The 21,676-nt window shown below is 71.3% G+C and carries 19 protein-coding genes; 5 read left to right on the forward strand and 14 right to left on the reverse strand.

Annotation, left to right across the window (positions count from 1 at the left end; translation table 11 throughout):
- Nucleotides 1-20 precede the first annotated feature (20 nt).
- Both J3P36_RS09075 and J3P36_RS09080 read right to left on the reverse strand, forming a co-directional pair.
- Nucleotides 21-1,376 (reverse strand): extracellular solute-binding protein, encoded by a 1,356-nt coding sequence (locus tag J3P36_RS09075; protein ID WP_210507296.1) that lies wholly within the window; start codon nucleotides 1,374-1,376, stop codon nucleotides 21-23.
- A gap of 55 nt (nucleotides 1,377-1,431) precedes the next feature.
- Complete coding sequence (locus J3P36_RS09080; protein ID WP_307807020.1) at nucleotides 1,432-2,565, reverse strand: ROK family transcriptional regulator; 1,134 nt, start codon at nucleotides 2,563-2,565, stop codon at nucleotides 1,432-1,434.
- A 171-nt stretch (nucleotides 2,566-2,736) separates the two neighbouring features.
- Here J3P36_RS09080 and J3P36_RS09085 point away from each other — a divergent pair, with 171 nt between their 5' ends.
- Nucleotides 2,737-3,207, forward strand: a complete 471-nt coding sequence (locus J3P36_RS09085; protein WP_210507298.1) for an Hsp20/alpha crystallin family protein — start codon at nucleotides 2,737-2,739, stop codon at nucleotides 3,205-3,207.
- 536 nt (nucleotides 3,208-3,743) lie between these two features.
- Here J3P36_RS09085 and J3P36_RS09090 read toward each other — a convergent pair.
- Nucleotides 3,744-4,970 carry an NADP-dependent isocitrate dehydrogenase gene (locus J3P36_RS09090; RefSeq protein ID WP_210507299.1) on the reverse strand — a complete coding sequence of 409 codons (1,227 nt, stop codon included), beginning with the start codon at nucleotides 4,968-4,970 and terminating at the stop codon, nucleotides 3,744-3,746.
- 129 nt (nucleotides 4,971-5,099) lie between these two features.
- On the opposite strand from J3P36_RS09090, the gene J3P36_RS09095 reads away from it, so the two are divergent.
- On the forward strand, nucleotides 5,100-5,552 hold the full coding sequence (locus J3P36_RS09095) for a GNAT family N-acetyltransferase (RefSeq protein WP_210507300.1): 453 nt from the start codon (nucleotides 5,100-5,102) through the stop codon (nucleotides 5,550-5,552).
- On the forward strand, nucleotides 5,552-5,875 hold the full coding sequence (locus J3P36_RS09100; protein WP_210507301.1) for an MGMT family protein: 324 nt from the start codon (nucleotides 5,552-5,554) through the stop codon (nucleotides 5,873-5,875). The genes J3P36_RS09095 and J3P36_RS09100 overlap by 1 nt, the downstream gene beginning before the upstream one ends.
- 68 nt (nucleotides 5,876-5,943) lie before the next feature.
- On the opposite strand, the gene J3P36_RS09105 is transcribed toward J3P36_RS09100, so the two are convergent.
- The 8 genes from J3P36_RS09105 to sucC all read right to left on the reverse strand — a co-directional run bounded on the left by J3P36_RS09105 (nucleotide 5,944) and on the right by sucC (nucleotide 16,912).
- Nucleotides 5,944-7,755, reverse strand: a complete 1,812-nt coding sequence (locus J3P36_RS09105) for an ABC transporter ATP-binding protein (RefSeq protein WP_210507302.1) — start codon at nucleotides 7,753-7,755, stop codon at nucleotides 5,944-5,946.
- The gene (locus J3P36_RS09110) at nucleotides 7,752-9,626 is read right to left on the reverse strand and encodes an ABC transporter ATP-binding protein (protein ID WP_210507303.1); all 1,875 of its coding nucleotides are present in this window, start codon (nucleotides 9,624-9,626) and stop codon (nucleotides 7,752-7,754) included. The genes J3P36_RS09105 and J3P36_RS09110 overlap by 4 nt, the downstream gene beginning before the upstream one ends.
- Nucleotides 9,627-9,851: 225 nt before the next feature.
- A complete protein-coding gene (gene ddaH, locus J3P36_RS09115; protein WP_307807021.1) occupies nucleotides 9,852-11,093 on the reverse strand; it encodes a dimethylargininase in 1,242 nt (413 codons plus the stop codon).
- A gap of 257 nt (nucleotides 11,094-11,350) precedes the next feature.
- Entirely contained in the window at nucleotides 11,351-12,955 is a 1,605-nt protein-coding gene (purH, locus tag J3P36_RS09120) for a bifunctional phosphoribosylaminoimidazolecarboxamide formyltransferase/IMP cyclohydrolase (protein WP_210507305.1), read from the reverse strand.
- The gene (purN, locus tag J3P36_RS09125) at nucleotides 12,952-13,542 is read right to left on the reverse strand and encodes a phosphoribosylglycinamide formyltransferase (RefSeq protein WP_210507307.1); all 591 of its coding nucleotides are present in this window, start codon (nucleotides 13,540-13,542) and stop codon (nucleotides 12,952-12,954) included. The genes purH and purN overlap by 4 nt, the downstream gene beginning before the upstream one ends.
- A 9-nt stretch (nucleotides 13,543-13,551) precedes the next feature.
- On the reverse strand, nucleotides 13,552-14,787 hold the full coding sequence (locus J3P36_RS09130; RefSeq protein ID WP_210507309.1) for a DUF6350 family protein: 1,236 nt from the start codon (nucleotides 14,785-14,787) through the stop codon (nucleotides 13,552-13,554).
- 50 nt (nucleotides 14,788-14,837) lie between these two features.
- Nucleotides 14,838-15,725, reverse strand: coding sequence for a succinate--CoA ligase subunit alpha (sucD, locus tag J3P36_RS09135; RefSeq protein WP_210507311.1), 888 nt, complete (start codon nucleotides 15,723-15,725; stop codon nucleotides 14,838-14,840).
- 23 nt (nucleotides 15,726-15,748) lie between these two features.
- The gene (sucC, locus tag J3P36_RS09140; RefSeq protein ID WP_210507313.1) at nucleotides 15,749-16,912 is read right to left on the reverse strand and encodes an ADP-forming succinate--CoA ligase subunit beta; all 1,164 of its coding nucleotides are present in this window, start codon (nucleotides 16,910-16,912) and stop codon (nucleotides 15,749-15,751) included.
- A gap of 271 nt (nucleotides 16,913-17,183) precedes the next feature.
- On the opposite strand from sucC, the gene J3P36_RS09145 reads away from it, so the two are divergent.
- Nucleotides 17,184-17,531 carry an Lsr2 family protein gene (locus tag J3P36_RS09145; RefSeq protein WP_210507315.1) on the forward strand — a complete coding sequence of 116 codons (348 nt, stop codon included), beginning with the start codon at nucleotides 17,184-17,186 and terminating at the stop codon, nucleotides 17,529-17,531.
- 82 nt (nucleotides 17,532-17,613) lie between these two features.
- Here the strand turns inward: J3P36_RS09145 and J3P36_RS09150 are convergent, their stop codons facing one another.
- The 3 genes from J3P36_RS09150 to J3P36_RS09160 form a co-directional block, all read right to left on the reverse strand.
- On the reverse strand, nucleotides 17,614-18,168 hold the full coding sequence (locus tag J3P36_RS09150; protein WP_210507317.1) for a low molecular weight phosphatase family protein: 555 nt from the start codon (nucleotides 18,166-18,168) through the stop codon (nucleotides 17,614-17,616).
- 139 nt (nucleotides 18,169-18,307) lie between these two features.
- A complete protein-coding gene (locus tag J3P36_RS09155) occupies nucleotides 18,308-18,727 on the reverse strand; it encodes a GNAT family acetyltransferase (RefSeq protein WP_307807022.1) in 420 nt (139 codons plus the stop codon).
- 2 nt (nucleotides 18,728-18,729) lie between these two features.
- Nucleotides 18,730-21,060, reverse strand: a complete 2,331-nt coding sequence (locus J3P36_RS09160) for an ATP-dependent helicase (protein WP_210507319.1) — start codon at nucleotides 21,058-21,060, stop codon at nucleotides 18,730-18,732.
- A gap of 73 nt (nucleotides 21,061-21,133) precedes the next feature.
- Between J3P36_RS09160 and J3P36_RS09165 the strand changes: the two genes are divergently transcribed.
- Complete coding sequence (locus J3P36_RS09165; RefSeq protein ID WP_210507322.1) at nucleotides 21,134-21,655, forward strand: hypothetical protein; 522 nt, start codon at nucleotides 21,134-21,136, stop codon at nucleotides 21,653-21,655.
- Nucleotides 21,656-21,676 lie beyond the last annotated feature (21 nt).

Here is a 21,676-nt window from a genome sequence, read left to right on the forward strand (position 1 = left end):
GGTGTCAGTGACCGGGCCCGTCACTTCGCGTTCAGCATCGGGGTGATCTTGGCGTCGTACTCCTTCGCCAGGGCCTCGAGGTCGGAGGCGCCCTCGATCTTGCTGAAGAACTCCTCGAGCACGCTCGCCGCCTCGACGCTCGCCCAGCCCGGCGCTGCCGGGGTCAGCTTCGAGTTCGACGCCGAGGCGATGAGCGCCTGCGCGAACTGGTCGTCGCCGAGCGAGGACGTGTACTGCGAGTTCGCCGGGCCGAGCCCGTTCTCGCCGAGCATCTGCTGGTACTCGGCGGAGAAGATGATCCGCAGCAGCTCCTTGGCGAGGTCGGGGTTCTTGCTCGTGGCCGAGATCCCGATGTTGGAGCCGCCCGCGAACACCGGGGCCGGCTCCCCGTCGTTGCCCGGCAGCGGGAAGACGCCGAAGATGCTGTCATCCCAGGTGCGGGTGACCTTGCCGTCCTCCTCGCCCTTCACGCCGATGGACCAGTGCGCCCAGCCGGGGGCCATGATCGTCGCCGCGGACAGCGAGACGGGCGTCGACGGGTCGTCCTCGGTCGCGCCGGGGATCGCGTCGTCGTCGTTGAGGTAGATGTACTGGTTGCTGTCCTTCGCGTCGTTCGGCGCGTTGGAGGCTGTCCGGTACAGCTCCTGCAGCTGCTGCAGCCCCTTCAGCGAGTTCGGGTCGGAGAGGGTCGAGACCCACTCGCCGTCCTGCTCCTTCGCCAGGTCGCCGCCGTTCGCGAAGATCCAGGAGATGCCGTCGCGCCAGTCCTGCCCGCCCAGGTAGAAGCCGGAGAAGTTGTCGATGCCCGCCGGGTTCTTCTCGGCGATGGTCGCCACCGCGGCGTTGAACTCGTCGAGCGTCGTCGGCACCTGCACGCCGGCCTGCTGCCAGATGTCCTTGCGGTAGAACACGTACCGCGACCCGAAGTAGTACGGGAGCGTGTAGTTCTTGCCGTCGACGACGCCCGCGTCGACGAACGACTGCAGCAGGTCGTCACCGCCGAGCTCCTCGTACATGTCCGAGATGTCGAGGAACGCCCCGACGTTGGTGAAGGTCGGCGACTGCGTGTTGCCGATCTCGGTCACGTCCGGCGTGTTGCTCGCATCCGGCAGCGCCGTCGTGAGCTTCGGGATCAGGTCGCCCCAGTCCTGCTGCTCGATCTTGAGGTTCGCGCCGGTCTGCTTCTGGAACTCGTCCTTGAGGTACTCGCGCAGGGTGTCGGGGGTGTCCGCTCCGGCGAGCCAGAGGGTGATCGTCTGGTCGGAGGCGTCGCCTCCGCCGCTGCCTCCGCCGCTCGTGTCGCCGGCCGAGCAGCCGGCGAGGAGCAGCGCCGAGGTGGCCGCGACGGCGACAGTGCTCGTCCACGTCCTTCTCATGGTGGGTCCTTTCGGTGTGGTGTGGGGATGGGTGATCGCTGTTGTGCTGACGGGGTCAGGACACCCCGAGTCGTCCGGAGAGGACGAGGACGGCCGCGCCGAGGAGGACGATGTCCTCGCCGAGCGTGGTCATCCGCAGGAGGAGGTCGCCCGACGAGTCGGGCATGGTCCTCCGGCGGATCGTCTCGAGCGCCGCCTCGGCGAGGGGGCCGTCGAGAAGCTGGGGCGGGCCGCTGAGCACGACCTCGCCGAGATTGAGCGCGCCGACGACCGGCGCCAGGGCGACGCCGAGGCGCTGCCCGGCGCGGCGCAGCACCTCGTCGCGCGGCTCCCCGTCGCGCAGGCGCGCCTCGAGGGACGACACCGACAGCCAGGCCTCCACCGTCTTGGACCGGTCGTACTCGACGTCGAGCCCGCCGTCGGTGCCGACCATCACCTGGCCGATCTCACCGGCGGCGAAGCGGCGGCCGTGCAGGAGGGCGCCGCCGACGATGAGACCGGAGCCGACGCCGTGGCCGATGCGGATGAGCATGAGGTCGCCGATCGCGTCCCCGAAGCCGTGCTCGGCGAGCGCCGCCGCGTTCGCGTCGTTGGAGACGATGACGGGCACCCCGAGGACGCGCTCGAGGTGCGTCTGCAGGGGCACGCGCGTCCAGCCGAGGTTCGGTGCGGTCTGCACGGTCCCGTCGAGATCGACGACACCCGGCGACCCGACGCCGACGCCGAGGACGGGCGCGGTGGTCGCGGCGACCGCTCGCCGCGCGAGCTCGGTGGCGCGATCGAGCGCCTCCTCTCCCGTCCGGCCGTCGAGAGGGACCTCGACGCGTGTCAGGATGACGCCGTTGAGGTCGAGCACCGCCGCGCGCAGCACGGCATGGTCACTCATGTCGAGGCCGACCATCTGATGCCCGGCGCGGTCGATGTCGACCAGGGTCGCGGGCTTGCCGGGACGCGCGTCCTCGCGCTGACCCAGCTCGCGGACGAGCCGCTCCGCGAGGAGTTCGGCGACGAGGTCGGAGATGGTCGCTCGGGTGAGCCCCGTCTCCCGGGCGAGGTCGGCTCGGGAGAGCCCGTCGGTGCGGAGGAGTGTCTGCAGCACCAGGGCGCGGTTGTGCTGCCGGGCGTGCCCGGGGAGCACCTTCGCCGAGGGCCGCAGGCCGCCGTGGGCGACCGGAAGAGCCGTTGTCACGTTTGTCAGTATGGTTTACAAACTTACTGGCAGGCAAGAGGAACCGGCCCGGTCGCGACCTCGAGAAGATCTGGCACTCGACCCCGTCGAGTGCTAATCTGAAGCTACTTGAGCCGAAGCGGCTCAACCCCTGAACCCGCCGCATCCGCGGCCCGACGAAAGGAACCTGTCATGGCCATGAACTTCGACCCGTTCCGCGAGCTCGACCGCCTCGCCGGCTCCGTGTTCGAGACTCGGGGCCCGAAGCTGATGCCGATGGACCTGTACCGGGACGGCGACCACTACGTGCTGAGCGCCGACCTCCCCGGCATCGACCCGGGCTCGGTCGACATCGACGTCGACGGGCAGCTGCTGACGATCCGCGCCGAGCGCACCCTGACGAGCGGCCAGGGCGTGAAGTGGCTCGCCCGCGAGCGGCAGAGCGGCTCGTTCCTGCGCCAGCTGAACCTCGGCCAGGGCATCGACACCGAGCGGATCGCCGCCTCCTACGAGAACGGTGTGCTCAGCGTCACGATCCCGGTCAGCGAGCGAATGAAGCCCCGCAAGATCGAGGTCCAGGGCGGTGCCGGCGGCAACACCCTGACCGTCGGCAGCAGCAGCGGCAGCAGCACCGAGCAGTCGGGCACGTCCTCGGAGTCCTGACCTCTGATCCGGAAGCGCCCGCTGCCCTCACCGGGGGCGGGCGCTTCCGCGTTCCGGTCGAGCTCCGGCGGCCACGGCGGGCCCTCAGCGGGAATCGCCCCCCTTCAGCAGGCACGGCGGGCCCTCAGCAGGCAGAACCGGGCCAGTTCTTCCTGCTGAGCATCTTGTTCACCTGCTGAGCCTCGCGGTCCCGCTCCTGAGGGGGCACCACGAAGCCCTCAGCAGGAACCGCTTCATCCTCAGCAGGCACCGCACGTCCTCAGCAAGCACCGGCCCTACCTCAGCAAGCACCGCACGTCCTCAGCAGGCACCGCTCCAACCTCAGCAGGCACCGCACACCTTCAGCAGGCAGAACCGCGCCCGTTCTTCCTGCTGAGCACCACTTCCTCCTGCTGGACCACAGCCGACGGCCCACCCACCGACCCCCCCGCGGACCACTGACCGACCACCGACGGCCCACCCACCGACCCCCTCACCCGGAGACAGCGGAAGCGCCCGCCCCCATAGGGGACGGGCGCTTCCGTCGACGAAGCAGGTCAGCCGTTGATGCGGGCCTGGAGGTTCTTGTCGAGGGTGTCGAGGAACTCGTCCGTCGTCTGCCAGGCCTGGTCGGGGCCGACGAGGAGGGCGAGATCCTTCGTCATCGCGCCGGACTCGACGGTCGTGATGACGACGTCCTCGAGGGTGTTCGCGAAGTCGATGAGCGCCTGGTTGCCGTCGAGCTTGCCGCGGTGCGCGAGGCCGCGCGTCCAGGCGTAGATCGAGGCGATCGGGTTCGTCGAGGTCGGCTTGCCCTGCTGGTACTGGCGGTAGTGCCGCGTGACGGTGCCGTGCGCGGCCTCGGCCTCGACGATCCGGCCGTCCGGGGTTGTCAGCACGCTGGTCATGAGGCCGAGCGAGCCGAAGCCCTGCGCGACCGTGTCGCTCTGCACGTCGCCGTCGTAGTTCTTGCAGGCCCAGACGTAGCCGCCCTCCCACTTGAGGGACGCGGCGACCATGTCGTCGATGAGCCGGTGCTCGTAGGTGAGGCCGGCGGCGTCGAACTTCTCCTTGAACTCGGCCTCGAACACCTCCTGGAAGATGTCCTTGAACCGGCCGTCGTAGGCCTTGAGGATCGTGTTCTTCGTCGACAGGTACACCGGGTAGTTGCGGGCGAGGCCGTAGTTGAGGCTCGCGCGGGCGAAGTCGCGGATCGAGTCGTCGAGGTTGTACATCGCCATCGCGACGCCGCTGCCCGGCGCCTGGAACACCTCGAACGACTGGGCCTCGCCGCCGTCCTGCGGCTGGAAGCTCACGGTCAGGGTGCCCGGGCCGTCGAAGCGGAAGTCGGTGGCGCGGTACTGGTCGCCGAACGCGTGGCGGCCGACGATGATCGGCTTGTTCCAGCCGGGGACGAGCCGCGGGATGTTCGAGATGATGATCGGCTCGCGGAAGATGACGCCGCCGAGGATGTTGCGGATCGTGCCGTTCGGGCTGCGCCACATCTTCTTGAGGCCGAACTCCTCGACGCGCGCCTCGTCGGGCGTGATCGTCGCGCACTTCACGCCGACGCCGTGCTTCTGGATCGCCTTCGCGGAGTCGATCGTGACCTGGTCGTCCGTGGCGTCGCGGTTCTCGATGCCGAGGTCGTAGTACTCGAGGTTCACGTCGAGGTACGGGTGGATCAGGCTGTCCTTGATCTTCTGCCAGATGATCCGCGTCATCTCGTCACCGTCGAGCTCGACGACGGTGCCCTCGACCTTGATCTTCTCGCCTGCTGCCACTGTGCTCGCTCCTCGGCTCGTTGTGCGGCCCGGCCGGGGCCGCGCTCCAGCTTACCCGGCGGGCAGGATGTCTCGACGTCGAGATATCTCCGCCCTGCGCGGCGACCGGCCTGCCACTAGCCTGTGCGCATGGCCACGCTCGTCCTCGAGGAACTCAACGCGCGCAACATCGCGGCCGCCAACTCGCTCTCGCTCAAGCAGGGGCAGGAGCGGTTCGTGGCGCCGCTGTCGTACGCCATGGCGGAGCCCTTCGTGAACCAGTCGACCACCTGGCCCCGCGTGGTGCTCGAGGACGGCAAGGTCGTCGGCTTCATCATGGGCAACTTCGACCCGGACGCGACGCGGGAGGAGTTCCGCTGCTGCATCTGGCGGATCAACGTGGCCGCCGACGCGCAGGGGCACGGTGTCGGCCGCTTCGCGGTGGAGCAGCTCGCCGACGAGGCCCGGCGCCGCGGCTTCGAGCGCGTGACCGTGATCTGGGAGTCGGGCGAGCTCGGCCCGGAGGAGTTCTTCCTGCGCCTCGGCTTCACGCCGATCGGCGAGACGGAGTACGGCGAGGTCGTCGGCGCGCTGCCGCTCTGATGGCGGTCTTCGATCGTCCGGGCGACTACACCGAGCAGGTGCTCGACCTCGTCGCACAGATCCCCGCGGGCCGCGTGATGACGTACGGCGACGTCGCGTGGACCTTCGGCCGCCCGGGCGCCCGCGCCGTGGGCATGGTGATGCGCTACCACGGCTCGTCGGTCCCCTGGTGGCGCGTGATCCGCGCCGGCGGGCATCCGCCCACCTGCCATGAGGCGACCGCCCGCGAGCACTACGAGGAGGAGGGCACTCCCCTGCTCCCGGCACCGACGGACGCGGGCTACCGCGTCGACCTCACCGCCGCCCGCTGGGCGCCCGAGTAGCCTGCGCGGGTCGCGCGGACGACTCGCGACGGTCTACCGGCGCAGGTTGTCCGCACGACCCGCGCGACTCACACGAGGGAGTCGCGCCAGGCGGCGTGCAGGGTCGCGAAGCGGCCGCTGCCCGCGATGAGCTGCTCGGGCGTTCCGTCCTCGATGATGCGGCCGCGGTCCATCACGAGCACCCGGTCGGCGATCGCGACCGTCGAGAGGCGGTGCGCGATGATGACCGCCGTCCGGTCGGCGAGCAGAGTCTGCAGCGCGTCCTGCACCGCCCGCTCGCTCGGGATGTCGAGCGACGCCGTCGCCTCGTCGAGGATGAGCACCGACGGGTCGGCGAGGAAGGCGCGCGCGAACGACAGCAGCTGCCGCTGCCCGGCCGAGACGCGGCCGCCCCGCTTGTTGACGTCGGTGTCGTACCCGTGCGGCAGGTCAGAGATGAACTCGTGCGCGCCGACCGCCTTCGCGGCGTCGACGATCTGCTGCCGCGTCGCGTCCGGCCTGCCGAGCGCGATGTTCTCGGCGACCGAGCCGGAGAACAGGTACGCCTCCTGCGTCACCATGACGATCGCCCGGCGCAGGTCCTTCGGGTGAAGCTGCCGCAGGTCGATCCCGTCCAGCCGGACGGATCCGGCGGTGGGGTCGTAGAATCGGGAGATGAGCTTCGCGAGCGTCGACTTCCCCGCGCCCGTCGACCCGACGAGCGCGATCGTCTGGCCGGCGGGGATGTCGAGGTCGAACCGCGGCAGGATCACCGCGCCGTCGCGGTAGCCGAACTCGACCTCGTCGAACTCGACGGCGCCCCGCGCCGCGCGCAGGTCGACCGGGCGCGCCGGGTCGGCGACGCTCGGGCGCTCCTCGAGCACGCCCGAGATCTTCTCGAGCGCGGCCGACGCGGACTGGTAGCCGTTGTAGAACATCGCCAGCTCCTCCATCGGGTCGAAGAACCGGCGGACGTAGAGCAGCACGGCGAGCAGGACGCCGATCGCGAGCTCGCCGGCGGCGACTCGCATTCCGCCCGTCAGGAGCACCCCGGCGACCGTCAGGTTGCCGATGAGCACGAGGCCCGGATCGAAGGTGCCGAACAGGCGGAACACCTTCGCGTTCGCGCCGCGGTAGTCCTCCACGAGCTCGCCGAACTTCTGCTGGTTGCGCCCCTCCTTGCGGAAGGCCTTCACCGCGCGGATGCCCGTCATCGTCTCGACGAACTGCACGATCATGCGCGCCGAGGCGACGCGAGTCGCCCGGAAGAGCCGCTGCGACCGCTTCTGGAACCAGCGGACCAGGAACCACAGCGGGATCAGCGCGACGGCGAGCACGAGGCCGCTCGGGGCGTCGAGCAGCACGAGCGCCACCGCCGTGAACACGGTGTAGAAGGCGCCCGAGACGAGGTTGCCGATGCCCTCGTCGAGCAGCTCGCGGATCGAGTCGAGGTCGCTCGTCTGCCTCGAGATGATCCGCCCCGACGTGTAGCTCTCGTGGAAGTCGAGGCTCAGCCGCTGGGTGTGCTGGAACACCCGCCGGCGCAGGTCGAAGAGCACCGCCTGGCTGATCCGCGCCTGCAGGATGCGGTACCAGCCGATCAGCACGGCGCCGACGGCACTCGAGGCGAGGAACCCGGCTCCGGCGAGCGCGAGCGGCAGGACGTCGCCGTCGATGAGCGCGGGCACGCCGCGGTCGATCCCGAACGCGATGAGCGCAGGACCCGCCACCTGAGCGAGCGTCGCGAACACCACGACCACGAGGGTGAGGATGATGGAGCGGCGGAGGGGTCGCAGCAGCTCGAGCAGCAGGCGGCGCGACCGGAGCCGCATCGACCGGCTCTCCTGACGGGAGAGGTCGTCGCGGTCCTCGCCGGCGACGCCCGACATGGTGGTGCTCATGCCCGCACCTCCGTCCTCTCATCGGCGATCCGGGGATCCTCGTCGCCGCGCGGCTGCCCGTCCTCGGGCCCGTCGAGCGGGCCGTCCCCGTCCCGCGGCTCGTCCCGCGTATCCTCGTCGTCCAGGCTGGAGATGACGAAGCGGTAGTGCTCGTTCTCGGCGAGCAGGTCGGAGTGCCGCCCGACGGCGGTGATCCGGCCCTCCTCCAGCACGGCGACCCGGTCCGCCAGCATGACGGTCGACGGCCGGTGGGCGACGACGAGCGCCGTCGTCGAGGAGAGCACGCGGCGGAGCGCCGCCTCGACGAGCTCCTCGGTCTCGACGTCGAGCGCGGAGAGCGGATCGTCGAGCACGAGCACGGTCGGCTTCGCGGCCACAGCTCGCGCGAGCGCCAGCCGCTGCCGCTGCCCGCCGGACAGGCTGAGGCCCTCCTCGCCGATGACGGTGTCGACGCCGTCGGGCAGGTCGTCGACGAACTGCGCCTGCGCCACTGCGAGCGCCTCCCGCATCGTCTCGTCGCTGCCGTCGCGGCTGCCGAGCAGCACGTTCTCGCGAACCGTGTCCGAGAACAGCGTCGCGTCCTCGAACGCCATCGCGATGTGCCGGCGCAGCTCGCCCAGCCGGAGGTCGCGCACGTCGACGCCGTCGAGCAGCACCGATCCGCCCGTCACCTCGTAGAGGCGGGTGGGCAGCGCGGTCAGGGTCGACTTGCCGGAGCCGGTGAGGCCGACGAGCGCCATAGTCTCCCCCGGCTCGAGCACGAGGTCGATGCCATCGAGGAGGTCCGGCGCGCCGTCGGGCGCGTCCGGGTAGCGGAAATGCACGTCCCGGAACTCGAGGCGCCCGGCGGGCTTCTCGATCGTCGCCGGGGAGGCGGGGTCGCCGATGAGCACCGGCTCGTCGATCACCTCGAAGAAGCGGTCCGTCGCGTTGCGGGCGTCGAGCGTGAAGGACAGCAGGAAGCCGATGGACTCGAGCGGGAAGCGCAGCACGGTCGCAGTCGCGAAGAACGCGACGAGCGATCCGGCGGTCACCTGGCCCTGTGCGGCGAGCGCGACGCCGATCACCAGGCACACCGCGAGGGTGGCGTCCGGGATCAGCGTCAGCCAGCGCCAGATGAACGCGATCGCGCGCGCCTTCTCCATCTCGGTGCCGCGCAGCTCCTCGGCCTGGCGCTCGAACTTCTTGAGCGCGTGCGGTCCCCGGCCGAAGGCCTTCAGCACGCGGATGCCGTGGACCGACTCCTCGACCGCGGTCGCGAGGTCGCCGGCCTGGTCCTGGCTGCGGCGCGCCGCGCGGCTGTACCGCTTCTCGAAGCGCATCGCGACGATCCAGATCGGCAGGGCGCTGACGAGGAAGACCCCGCCGAGCAGCGGGTCGATGGCGAGCAGCAGCGCCGCGCCGACGACGACGGTGACCCCGTTGACGACGAGCAGCACGAGGCCGAACGCGAGCCAGCGGCGGATGAGGTTGAGGTCGTGCACCGCTCGGGAGAGCAGCTGACCGCTCGGCCACCGGTCGTGGAAGGCGACGGGCAGCTCCTGCAGGTGCTCGTACAGCGCGTTGCGCATGCTCGCCTCGACCTTGGTGTTCGGCGTGAGCACGAGCCAGCGGCGGACGAGGATCGCGGCGGCTTCGAGCACGCCGAGGCCGACGATGACGAGGGTCGCGGGCAGCACGGCGCTCGCGTCGCCCTGCTGCAGCGCGGAGTCGACGAGAACCTGCAGGACCTGCGGGATGGCGAGCGCGACGAGCCCGGCGATGAGGCCCGCCGCCATGCCGGCGAGCAGACGCGGCAGGGCGGGGCGGACGAACGGGAGGAGGCGCCGGAGGGCGCGGGGCGTGGACGGCCGGTCGGCGTCGACAGACATGGGGATCCCTAGAGGCCCTTCGTGGGGGCCGGAGAGAAGGCGGAACGGGGAGTGGAGAGTGGGGAAGCGTCAGTTCCGCGGCGTGACGGCCGCCGCGAGGCGCGGGCCGAAGCCCGTCGGCACGGCGCCCGTGGATGCGCGCAGGACGGTGCCGCTCGAGACAGTGTCCATGTCGTCCTCCCGGTTCGCTCCGTGCCAGCCCCAGCGGCGGGCGAGCCTCCCAGGCTAGCGGCGCACGCCCGACTGCGGCAAGGGCCGGAGCCGGACCGACAGGCAGGTGACGCTGCCCTCCACCTTCGCGAACTCGGACAGGTCGACCGCGACCACTCGGTAGCCCAGGGAGCGGACCAGCTCCGCGGTCCGGGGCGCCGCCGACGACATGAGCACGGTGTCGGGACCGAGCACCACGATGTTCGCGCCGTCCGCCTCCGGCACCTCGAGGTAGCGGCCGAAGACGCGCGGGTCGTCGACCGCATCCGGGTGGCCGAGGACGGTGCCGTCCGGCAGCGCCGTCGCCGCGGTCTTGAGGTGGAGGGCACGCGTCATCGGGACGGCGACGACGCTGAGCCCGCGCGGCGCGAGGAGCGCGCGCAGCTGGCGGATGCCCTCCGCGTTGGTGCGGCCTCCGCGGCCGACGTACACGGTCTCACCGACGATGAGCACGTCGCCGCCGTCGAGCGTGCCGGGCTCCTCGATGCGGGCGACCGGCAGCCGGAGCCGGCGGACCGTCTGCTCGGTGCCGTCGAGCTCGGCGAGCCGGTGCTCGGCGCCCGGCCGGGTCAGCACGGCGAGACCCGCTGCCACGACGACCGTGTCCTCGACGAAGACGGAGTCGGCCATCCCCTCGGCGGCCGGCACCTCCACCACGTCCCAGCCCTCCTCGCGGAAGGCGTCGACATAGGCCGCCCACTGCTCGTCGGCGCGGGCGGAGTCGAGCGGCTCGCGGTCGCGGAAGGTGACGGCGCCCTCGGCGAGGTTCGCCGACGGGAGGCGGACCAGGGCGGTGGCGACGCTGCCGCGCAGCACGGCGGGCCGGGAGCCGGCGATGCCCCGGTACACGGCGGGCGCGATGGTGAGCGCGGCGAGGACCACCATGATCACGAAGGCGAGGTTGACGTCGAGCAGGCTCGCGAGCACGCCGGACAGGAGCGTCGACGACAGCCCGACGCCGGAGAGGACGGCGCCGAGGGCGGTGCCGAGCAGCGCGCCGCCGAGCGCGGCGACCACCGCGGCGAGCGCGGTCCACCGGAAGCGCTCGAACGCCCCGAGCAACCCCGCGACGGCGAGCAGCACGAAGACGAGGACCGTGGCGAACCCGAAGTAGCCGTTCGCGACCGGGATCAGCTCCGCGGTGAAGCCGTTCGCGACGAAGAGGAGGAACACGGTCGCGGCGTGGGCTGCGAGAGCCGCGGCCGCCGCGGCGACGAGCGCCGGGAGCAGCCGCCGGCTGGGCGGGGTCGAAAGCACCCGTCAACCCTAGTCGGGGCGCCGATGACCCCCGGCTCCACGCGTCGCACCCACCCGGTGATCGAGGAGCGAGCCGCAGGCGCACCAGCCCCGGTGATCGAGGAGCGGGCCGCAGGCGCACCAACCCCGGTGATCGAGGAGCGAGCCGCAGGCTCGCGTCTCGAAATCACGCGACGTCCGCTGAAACCCCGCACTCGAGTGACTGGGTCGAAGACACCTCGTGTGATGTCGAGACGCCGCCTGCGGCGGCAAGTGGCTCAGTGGTAGAAGTGGCGCTCGCCCGTGAAGTACATGGGGACGCCCGCGCGGCGGGCGGCCTCGATGACCTCGTCGTCGCGGACGGAGCCGCCCGGCTGCACGACGGCGCGGACGCCCGCCTGCAGGAGCACGTCGAGTCCGTCGGCGAACGGGAAGAACGCGTCCGACGCCGCCACGGCGCCCTGGGCTCGTGCGCCGGCGCGATTCACCGCGAGGTGGCAGGAGTCGACGCGGTTGACCTGCCCCATGCCGACGCCGACCGAGGCGCCCGCGTCCGCGAGGAGGATGGCGTTCGACTTGACCGCACGGCAGGCCCGCCAGGCGAACTCCAGGTCGGCGCGGGTCGCCGCGTCGACCTCCTCGCCCGAGACGAGGCGCCAGGCGGAGGAGTCGGACTGCGCGGAGTTCACGCCCTGGTCGAAGCTGTCCGCGGTCTGCAGCAGCACTCCCCCGCTGATCTGGCGGAACTCGCGGATCTCGCGGCGGTAGTCGGCGGGCAGCCGCAGGATGCGGAGGTTCTTCTTGCGGCGCAGCACGGCGAGGGCGTCGTCCTCGAAGTCGGGCGCGACGAGCACCTCGGTGAAGACGTCCGCGACCTGCTCCGCCATGCCGAGCGTGACCGTGCGATTGGCGGCGATGACGCCGCCGAACGCGGACACGGGGTCGCACTCGTGGGCGCGGATGTGCGCGGACGCGATCGGGTCGACGGCCTTGGCCGAGGCGACCGCGATGCCGCACGGGTTCGCGTGCTTGATGATCGCGACTGCAGGCCGCTCGAAGTCGTAGGCGGCGCGCACGGCGGCGTCCGCGTCGACGTAGTTGTTGTAGCTCATCTCCTTGCCGGAGAGCTGCTCGGCCTGGGCGATGCCGCGGCCCTCGGCGAAGGTGTAGAGCGCGGCCCGCTGGTGCGAGTTCTCGCCGTACCGGAGGGGGGCGGAGAGCGTCGCCTCGACACGGAGCACGCGGTCCGCCTGGCCGGTCTCGCCCGCCATCCAGTCGGCGACCTGCCGGTCGTAGGCGGCGGTGTGGGCGAAGGCGGCGGCCGCGAGACGGCGGCGCTGCTCGAGGGTGGTCCCGCCGGAGGCGAGTGCGTCGCGGATCTCGCCGTAGCCGTCGGGGGACACGACGATCGCGACGTTCGCGTGGTTCTTCGCGGCGGCGCGCACCATGGCGGGCCCGCCGATGTCGATCTGCTCGATCACTTCGCCGGCGGGCGCACCGGCGGCGACGGTCTGCGCGAACGGGTAGAGGTTGACGATCGCGAGCTCGAACGGGCGGATGCCGAGGTCGTCGAGCTGGCGCTCGTGGTCCTCGAGCCGCAGGTCGGCGAGCAGGCCGCCATGCACGGACGGGTGCAGGGTCTTCACGCGCCCGTCGAGGGACTCCGGGAAGCCGGTGACGGCCGCGACCTCGGTGACCGGCACGCCTGCCTCGAGGAGCTGGGCGGCGGTGGAGCCGGTGGAGACGATCTCGACCCCGGCGTCCGCGAGCGCGCGCCCGAGCTCGAGGAGCCCGGTCTTATCGCTCACCGAGAGCAGGGCCCGGCGGATGGGGACGACGTCCCGCTCCCGGTAGAGGCTGGGGTCGATGCGGGGGCCACTCATCGGGCGTACTCCTCGAGTCGGATGGTTCCGTCGGCGATCCGGCGGATGACGTCGGCCAGCAGTCGCCGCTCGACGACCTTGATGCGCTCGTGCAGCTCGTCCTCGCCGTCGCCCGGCAGGACGGGGATCCGCTCCTGGGCCAGGATCGGTCCGGTGTCGACGCCCTCGTCGACGATGATGACGCTCGCTCCGGTCTGGGCGACGCCCGCCTGCATCGCATCGCGAACCGCGTGGGCGCCCGGGAACTCCGGAAGGTACGCCGGGTGCGTGTTGAGAAGGCGCGGAGCGAGCGCGCGGACCACCTCGGCGGGGAGGAGCCGCATGAATCCGCTGAGGATCACGAGGTCGGGGCGCCACTGCTCGATCTGCCGGAGCAGCTCCCGGCCCCACTCCTCGCGCGTCTCGAAGGACGACAGCGGCACCGTGAACGACGGGATCTCGTGCTGCTCGGCGAACAGCAGGCCGTCCGCGTCGCGGTCGGCGCCGACGGCGACGATGCGCGCGGGGTAGGAGGCATGCTCGGCCTCGGCGATCAGGGCGGCCAGATTGGAACCGCCGCCCGAGATGAGCACGACGAGCGACAGCACCCGGAAAGCCTACCGGCGCAGCTCGTGCTCCAGCGATGTCGCGGGGAGCGGCTCGGTCGAGCGACGGCGGCTCGACAGGAGCCCGAGCGTCACGGCGACGGCGAACTCCAGCGCGGCGACGAGACCGACGAGCAGCGGCGACGCCCCGACCTCCGAGAGGCGGCCCGGGCCCGCCGAGCCGGACGCCGCCCAGGTGAGGAGCCCGAGCACGAGACCGCCCGTGGCGCCCGCGGCGGCGCCGGCGGCGGCGCATTCGACGGGAGAGGCGGGAAGCCCGAGCGCCCGGTCGAGGCGCGGGCGGAGCAGCGCCGCGCAGACGAAGGCGGGCACGAGCGGAACGAGCAGGCCGAGGAAGCCCCAGCTGAGGTCGCCCGCCGGCAGCGCGCCGAGGATCGGCAGTCCCGGCACCGGGCCGAGGACGGTGCCGAGCGGCGACACGGAGGAGCCGGCGCCGATCGCGAAGCCCGGCCCGACGAGCCAGGCGGCCGCCCAGAGCACGAGATTGGGCAGGATAGCGAGCTGACCGAGGGTCAGGGCGGCCCCGCCGAGGACGTCGCCCTGCAGCGACTCGTACATCGTGACGACCTGGGCGTAGCCGAACGCGAGCAGCACGGCGACGAGCACCGCGGACGCGGCGAGGAGCGACGCCACGGCGGCGGCGCCGGCGCGGGCGCCCTCCCGCAGCAGGGCGGCGCGGTCGCCGCGGATCCCGGCCCGGGCGAGCAGGCTGCCCGGCTCGCCCCGGGTGCGGAGCCGCCAGCCGACCGCGAGTCCTGCGACGAACACGGCCGTCGGCAGCAGCACCCCCTGCCAGCGGGAAGGCTGGGCGGCGGGAGTGCCGGCGGTGAAGACGAGCACGGCGGACAGCAGGGCGAAGACCACGACGGCGACCGTGAGCGCCAGCCGCGGGTGGTCCGTGTGCTGGAGCCGGCTGCCGGTGCGCGCGGCGAGCAGGGCCGTGGCCAGGGCGAGGCCGAGGGCGCCGATCGTCACCGTGAAGGCGTCCGCCGCGCCGGCGAGGCCGAGGGCGGACGCGAGCGCTGGGTCGAGCGCGAAGCGCACATCCACTCCGTGCCCGAGCAGCCACGTGTCGGCGGCAGCCCGGTAGAACACGCCCCAGTCGACGCCGAGCTCGTACTGGAACGCCCACAGCGCGGTGAGCGGGACGAGGAGCGCCCCGAAGCCGATGCCGACGACGAGAAGGGACTCGAGCCCGGCCAGGAGCGCGGTGAGTGGGCGGTTCATGCGATCGCGAGCCTAACCGCGCATCCGCGCCCCGGCCGGGTGAAACCCCGTCAGACGGACGCGAAGACCTCGCGCATGAGGGCGGCGGTCTCGCTCGGCGTCTTGCCGACCTTGACCCCCGCGGCCTCGAGGGCCTCCTTCTTCGCCTGCGCGGTGCCCGACGAGCCGGAGACGATGGCGCCGGCGTGGCCCATCGTCTTGCCCTCGGGGGCGGTGAAGCCCGCCACGTAGGCGACGACCGGCTTGGTCACGTTCGCCTTGATGAAGTCGGCAGCGCGCTCCTCGGCGTCGCCGCCGATCTCGCCGATCATGACGATCGCCTTCGTCTCCGGGTCCGCCTCGAACGCGGCGAGCGCGTCGATGTGGGTGGTGCCGATGATCGGGTCGCCGCCGATGCCGACCGCGGTCGAGATGCCGATGTCGCGCAGCTCGAACATCATCTGGTAGGTCAGGGTGCCCGACTTCGACACGAGGCCGATGGGGCCCGCCTCGGTGATGGTCGCCGGGATGATGCCCGCGTTCGACTTGCCGGGGCTGATGATGCCCGGGCAGTTCGGGCCGATGATGCGCGTCGCGCCGCCCTTCTGCTTCGCGTAGGCCCAGAACTCCGCGGAGTCCTTCACCGGGATGCCCTCGGTGATGACGACGACGAGGGGGATCTCGGCGTCGATCGCCTCGATCACCGCCGACTTCGCGAACGCGGGCGGCACGAACACGACGGACACGTTCGCCCCGGTCCCGTTGATCGCCTCGGTCACGCTGCCGAAGATCGGCAGGGACCGGCCCTCGATCTCGACCTGCGTGCCGGCCTTGCGCGGGTTCACACCGCCGACGATCTGCGAGCCGGACTGCAGCATCCGGCCGGCGTGCTTGGTGCCCTCCGAGCCGGTGAGGCCCTGGACGATGATCTTCGAGTTCTCGTCGAGAAGAATCGACATGTTCCTTGTTCCTTCTGCTCGGCTCAGGCGTTCGCCAGCTCGGCGGCCTTGTCCGCGGCGTCGTCCATGGTGTCGACCACGGTGACGAGCGGGTGGGCGGCGTCGGCGAGGATGCGGCGGCCCTCCTCGACGTTGTTGCCGTCGAGGCGGACGACGAGGGGCTTCGTGGCCGCGTCGCCGAGCTTGCCGAGCGCGCCGACGATGCCGTTGGCCACCGCGTCGCACGCGGTGATGCCGCCGAAGACGTTGACGAAGACGCTCTTCACCTGCGGGTCGCCGAGGATGACGTCGAGGCCCGCGGCCATGACCTCCGCGGAGGCGCCGCCGCCGATGTCGAGGAAGTTGGCGGGCTTCACGCCGCCGTGGCGCTCACCGGCGTAGGAGACGACGTCGAGCGTCGACATGACGAGGCCCGCGCCGTTGCCGATGATGCCGACCTCGCCGTCGAGCTTCACGTAGTTGAGGTCGCTCTCCTTGGCCTTCGCCTCGAGCGGGTCGACGTCGCCGGCCTCGGCGAGCGCCGCGTGGTTCTCGTGGCGGAACACGGCGTTGTCGTCGACGGTGATCTTGCCGTCGAGGGCGATGATCGTGCCCGACTCGGTGAGCACGAGCGGGTTCACCTCGACCAGCGTGGCGTCCTCATCGCGGTAGACCCACCAGAGGCGCTCGATCACGGGCACGATCCGGTCGAAGAGCTCCTCGGGGAAGCGCGCGGCCCGCGCGATCTCGGTGGCCTTCTCGGTGTCGATGCCGGCAAGCGGGTCGATCGCGATCCGGGCGAGCGCCTCGGGCTTCTCGACCGCGAGCTGCTCGATGTCCATGCCGCCCTCGACGCTCGAGAGCGAGAGGTAGGAGCGGTTCGCACGGTCGAGGAGGATCGAGAAGTAGAACTCCTGGGCGATGCGGGCGCCCGCGGCCACCATGACGCGGCGCACGACGTGGCCCTTGATGTCGAGGCCGAGGATGTCCTCCGCGAGCTCCTCCGCCTCGGCGGGGCTGTGCGCGACCTTGACGCCGCCGGCCTTGCCGCGGCCTCCGGTCTTCACCTGCGCCTTGACGACGACGGTGCCGCCGAGCTTCTCGGCCGCGGCGCGGACCTCGGCGGGGGTGTCGGCGACGATGCCGGCGAGTACGGGAACCCCGTAACTCTCGAACAGGTCACGGGCCTGGTACTCGTATAGATCCACGCTTGTCTTCCGGGTCCTTTTGGAGCGGGTCGGACGGCGACGCGCCGCCCGAGTGGGACAGGAGAACTCTACCCTCCCGACCCCGCGCCGCTCGCCGCTCCGCGGGTTCGGCGCCGTGGGCGACCGCAATTCACCGAAGTAATTGCCTTATCACAGCAATATTGAATTGCCGTTCGACTCGCGCTTCTGCGCCGTTTATCCCTACACTAATCGGCGCGGAGATCTCCGCCGATTCATGGCCTTGTCGCCCCTCACGATTGAGAAGATTCCCGTGGCACAGAAAGTCATTGTTGAGACCGTCGACGATCTCGACGGCACCGTCATCACGGATGGTTCCGGTGGAACCGTCGCATTCTCCTATCAGGGGAAGTCCTACGAGATCGACCTTTCCTCCGAGAACCGCGACCGGCTCGCCGCGGCCCTCGACCCCTTCATCTCGAAGGCCCGCCCCACCGGCCAGTCGCGCCGCGGCGCCGCTCCTTCGCAGTCCTCCCGCAGCGGGGGCGGCGGAAACCGCCTCCAGGAGATCCGCGAGTGGGCCCGCACGAACGGCTACACCGTGTCGGACCGCGGCCGGATCTCGAAGGAGATCCAGGACGCGTTCGAGCAGGCTCGCTGAGCCTCGGCTCCTCTGAGCGGCCCCGGTCCTCGCGGCCGGGGTCCGCTCGACCCCGCCTCGACCCCTCGGGGGCCGGGGCTTCTCAGCGCAGACGCCGAAGCGCCGGCGCGATCGTCGCGACGGCCTGACCGATCAGATCGCCGGCAGCCGCGTAGACAGCGAGCGGCCGTCGGTACGGGTCCGGCACGTCGTCGGCATCCGCGGGCGCCGGAGGCGCGTACCCCCGCCGAGCCGCGACCTGCGCCACCAGCTGCCGCCCGTCCGCGACCTCGGGCAGCGGCGCCAGCTCGAGCAGCCGCGCGAACTGCCGCAGCGTGAACGTGTAGGCGGACGCCCGCGGGAACAGCTCGACCGCCCGGGCGCGGTGCTCCCGCGACGCGGTGAGCACCAGACCGGCCCCCGCGACGAGGTCGCGGGTGAGGCGCCGCGACGTGCGGCCGTCCGGCTCGCCGCCGAGCGAGACCGCCGTCGAGAGCGCCTCGTCGGTCATCGGCACGCCGGGGTTCGCCAGCGTGCCCGCACTCGAGAACTCGACGGCGTTCCCCGTCACCCCCGCGCGAAGCACGAGCTCGGCCATCCTCGACCGGCAGATGTTGCCGGTGCACACGAGGAGCACCGGGAACGGCGCCGCGGTCACCGCCGCCGGCCCCTCCGCTGCTGGATGCGACCGGGGATGCGGCGCGGCGTACTCATGTCTCGTTCCTCCTTGCGGCGGTCCCGCGTGTCCAGGTTCAGAGCGTAAAGCGGCACGAGCGGAATGAGGAAACCGGGAACTCTCAGGCGTCCGCAATCAGTCTCTTCCCCATGCCGGAAGCGGAATCATCCGCATAGCCGAGAGCGGACCAGAATCCGGCCGCCTTCCCGTTCCCGGAGCGGATCTGGATGTTGACCTTCGGGCAGCCGAGTGCGGTCAGCCGGGCCTCGACCTCGGCGAGCAGCAGCCGTCCGAGGCCGCTCCCCTGCCGGTCGGGCGCGACGGCGACGTAGTAGACCCAGCCGCGATGTCCGTCATAGCCGGCCATCGCGGAGGCGATGAGCTCGCCCTCGTCCTCGCCGACGAGGAACAGCTCCGGCTGCACCGCGAGCTTCCGCTCGATGTCCCGTCGGGGATCGTTCCAGGGCCGGGTCAGCCCGCACTCCTCCCACAGGGCGACGACCGCGTCGGTGTCCGACCGGTCGAAGGCGCGGAGCCGCACGCTCAGATCTTCTCGATCGGCGCGACCTTGATCAGCAGGCGCTTGCGCCCGGCGGTGTCGAACTGCACCTCGGCGATGCGCTTGGCGCCCTCGCCCGTCACGGCGCTCACTCTGCCCTCGCCGAAGTCCGTGTGCTTGATGCGGTCGCCGGCGGCGAGCACCAGGTCGCCGTTGTCGCGCACCTGGCCGGTCACCTTGTTGGCCCACTCGGTCTTCGGCTTGAGTGCCGGACGCTCGGCGGGCACGCTGTACGCGCCGCCGTAGCCGTCCCGCCGGGCGTTGAGGGCGCGAGGCTGGGTGCCGCCGCGGCTGGTGGCCATGCCGGGCGACTGGCGCCAGTCGATGAGCTCGGCGGGGATCTCCTGCAGGTAGCGGCTCGGCATCGCCACCGCGACGTCGCCGTACTGGGCGCGAGTCATCGCGAGCGACAGGAAGAGCCGCTTCCGGGCGCGCGTGATGCCGACGTAGAACAGGCGCCGCTCCTCGGCCGGTCCGCCGGGCTCGCCCGCCGACATCCGATGCGGCAGCAGGTCCTCCTCGACGCCGGTGAGGAACACCGCCTCGAACTCGAGGCCCTTCGCGGTGTGCAGCGTCATCAGCGACACGGTGCCGCTGCGGTCGTCGAGGTCGTCCGCGGCGGCGACCAGCGAGACCTCGGTGAGGAAGTCGAGCAGGGTGCCCTCGGGGTTGTTGCGCTGGAACTCCTTCGTCACCGCGACGAGCTCCTCGACGTTCTCGGCGCGCGCCTCGTCCTGAGCATCACGGGACGAACGGAGGGCGTCGAGGTAGCCGCTCTTGCTGATCAGCAGGCTGAGCACCTCGGGCACGCCGTCGCCGGGCGCCGTGACGGGCCGCGTCGAGAGCGCCCAGGCCTCGTCGAGCAGGTCGGAGAGCGCGGTGATCGCCGCCGTGACCTTCGGTCCGAGCCCCAGCTCCGGCGCGTGGCGCAGGGCCTCGCGGAAGGTGAGCTCGTTCTTCTCGGCATAGGTGGCCAGCTGGGTCTCGGTGGCCGGTCCGATGCCGCGCTTCGGCGTGTTGAGGATGCGGCGGACGGCCAGCGTGTCCGCCGGGTTCGCGACCGCGATCAGGTACGCCATCGCGTCCTTGATCTCGGCCCGCTCGTAGAACTTGGTGCCGCCGACGATCCGGTACGGGATCGCGGACCGGATGAAGATCTCCTCCAGTGCGCGGGTCTGCGAGTTCGTCCGGTAGAAGACGGCCATGTCGTGATAGGCCATGCCCCGGTCGCGCAGCGCCTGGATCTCGTCGGCGACGAACTGCGCCTCGTCGTGGCCCGAATAGCCGGTGTAGCCGACGATCTTCTCGCCGTCGCCGTCGGCGGTCCACAGCTTCTTGTCGACGCGGTCGAAGTTGTTCGCGATCACCGAGTTCGCGGCGCTCAGGATGTTCTGCGTCGACCGGTAGTTCTGCTCGAGCAGGATCACCTTCGCGTTCGAGAAGTCGCGCTCGAACTCGACGATGTTGCGGATGTCCGCCCCGCGGAACGCGTAGATCGACTGGTCCGAGTCGCCGACCACGGTGAGCGACGCCGGCTCGACCGCGGCGATCAGCCCGGGCTCGAGCTCGGCCGGCTCGCGGGTGAGCTCACGGATGAGCGCGTACTGGGCGTGGTTCGTGTCCTGGTACTCGTCGACCAGGATGTGCCGGAAGCGCTTCTGGTACATCGCCGCGACGTGCGGGAAGGCCCGGAACAGGTACACGGTCTGGCTGATGAGGTCGTCGAAGTCGAACGCGTTCGCCGCGGACAGCGCGCGGCTGTACTGGCGGAAGATCTCGACGAACATGACCTCGTTGGGGTCGTTGAAGTTCGCCTGCCGGGCGTAGGTCTCGACGTCCGAGAGCTCATTCTTGAGCTTCGAGATCTTGGCGGCCGCGACCGGCACGGTGAAGCCGAGGACGTCGGCCTCGAGCTCCTTGATGATCCGCTTGAGCAGGGCGCGGGTGTCGCCGGAGTCGTAGATGGTGAAGTTGCGGCTGTAGCCGAACTGCTCGGCCTCGCGGCGGAGGATGCGCACGCAGGCGGAGTGGAAGGTGGAGATCCACATGCCCTCGGCGGCGCCGCCGACGAGCGCCTTCACGCGCTCCCGCATCTCGCTCGCGGCCTTGTTCGTGAAGGTGATGGCGAGGATCTGGCTCGGCCATGCCTCCCGCGACTCGAGCAGGCTGGCGATGCGGTGGGTGAGCACGCGGGTCTTGCCCGATCCCGCGCCGGCGACGATCAGCAGCGCCGGTCCGCGGTAGAGGACGGCTTCGCGCTGCTGTGGGTTGAGCCCCTCGAGCAGCGGCGAGGAGGCGAGGGCAGGGGTGCTCATGAGGCCATCGAGTCTAAGCGAGGGGTCCGACAGCGGGGCCGGGACGCGACGGTCCGCGCGATACGGTGACCGGGTGAGCGAGCGTCCCGCCTCCGCCGAGCCGAACGCGCTGCTGCCCCTCCGCTGGTCCGGCTACCGCACCCGGCAGGTGCTCGGGCTCGCCCTGATCTTCGCGGGCGCCGCCCTCCTGCTGCCGACCACCGCGTACACGATGCCGGTCGGCCTCGCCGGCGCGGCCGGGCACGTCACCGGATGGCTCATCCTCCCCGCCCCGGGCGGGCGGCGGCTGCTCGCCGCCGTCGCGAGCGTCTCGGCGCTGCTGCTGATGACGCTCCTGCCGCAGCTCGCCGCTCTCATGGCGGTGCCGCTCGCGCTGTGGCTGCTCGTGCGCCGCCGACCCGGCCGGGTGTATCCGCTCGCCCTGGCGCCCGCCCTCGCGGGCGTCCTCGTCACCCAGGTGGCGGGCCCCTACGCGGCCCGGCTGCCGGTGCTCGCGGGCACCGCGGCGGTCGCCGTCGCCGCGGCGTGGGCGGCGTCCGCTCTGAGCGTGAGATCTGCCCGTCCTATCAGCGCAAATTCACTCGCGGATCGCTAAAATCAGAGCAGTAATCACCTT

It is taken from the genome of Naasia sp. SYSU D00057 (assembly GCF_017916505.1).
In the GTDB taxonomy this organism is placed as follows: Bacteria; Actinomycetota; Actinomycetes; order Actinomycetales; family Microbacteriaceae; genus Naasia.

What these genes read in the sequence shown, in the direction of transcription:
- J3P36_RS09085 (WP_210507298.1), top strand. Translation starts at nt 2,737, where the DNA reads ATGGCCATGAACTTCGACCCGTTCCGCGAGCTCGACCGCCTCGCCGGC.
- J3P36_RS09160 (WP_210507319.1), bottom strand. Translation starts at nt 21,060, where the DNA reads ATGAGCACCCCTGCCCTCGCCTCCTCGCCGCTGCTCGAGGGGCTCAAC.
- J3P36_RS09095 (WP_210507300.1), top strand. Translation starts at nt 5,100, where the DNA reads ATGGCCACGCTCGTCCTCGAGGAACTCAACGCGCGCAACATCGCGGCC.
- J3P36_RS09105 (WP_210507302.1), bottom strand. Translation starts at nt 7,755, where the DNA reads ATGAGCACCACCATGTCGGGCGTCGCCGGCGAGGACCGCGACGACCTC.
- J3P36_RS09130 (WP_210507309.1), bottom strand. Translation starts at nt 14,787, where the DNA reads ATGAACCGCCCACTCACCGCGCTCCTGGCCGGGCTCGAGTCCCTTCTC.
- purH (WP_210507305.1), bottom strand. Translation starts at nt 12,955, where the DNA reads ATGAGTGGCCCCCGCATCGACCCCAGCCTCTACCGGGAGCGGGACGTC.
- J3P36_RS09100 (WP_210507301.1), top strand. Translation starts at nt 5,552, where the DNA reads ATGGCGGTCTTCGATCGTCCGGGCGACTACACCGAGCAGGTGCTCGAC.
- sucD (WP_210507311.1), bottom strand. Translation starts at nt 15,725, where the DNA reads ATGTCGATTCTTCTCGACGAGAACTCGAAGATCATCGTCCAGGGCCTC.
- J3P36_RS09110 (WP_210507303.1), bottom strand. Translation starts at nt 9,626, where the DNA reads ATGTCTGTCGACGCCGACCGGCCGTCCACGCCCCGCGCCCTCCGGCGC.
- J3P36_RS09075 (WP_210507296.1), bottom strand. Translation starts at nt 1,376, where the DNA reads ATGAGAAGGACGTGGACGAGCACTGTCGCCGTCGCGGCCACCTCGGCG.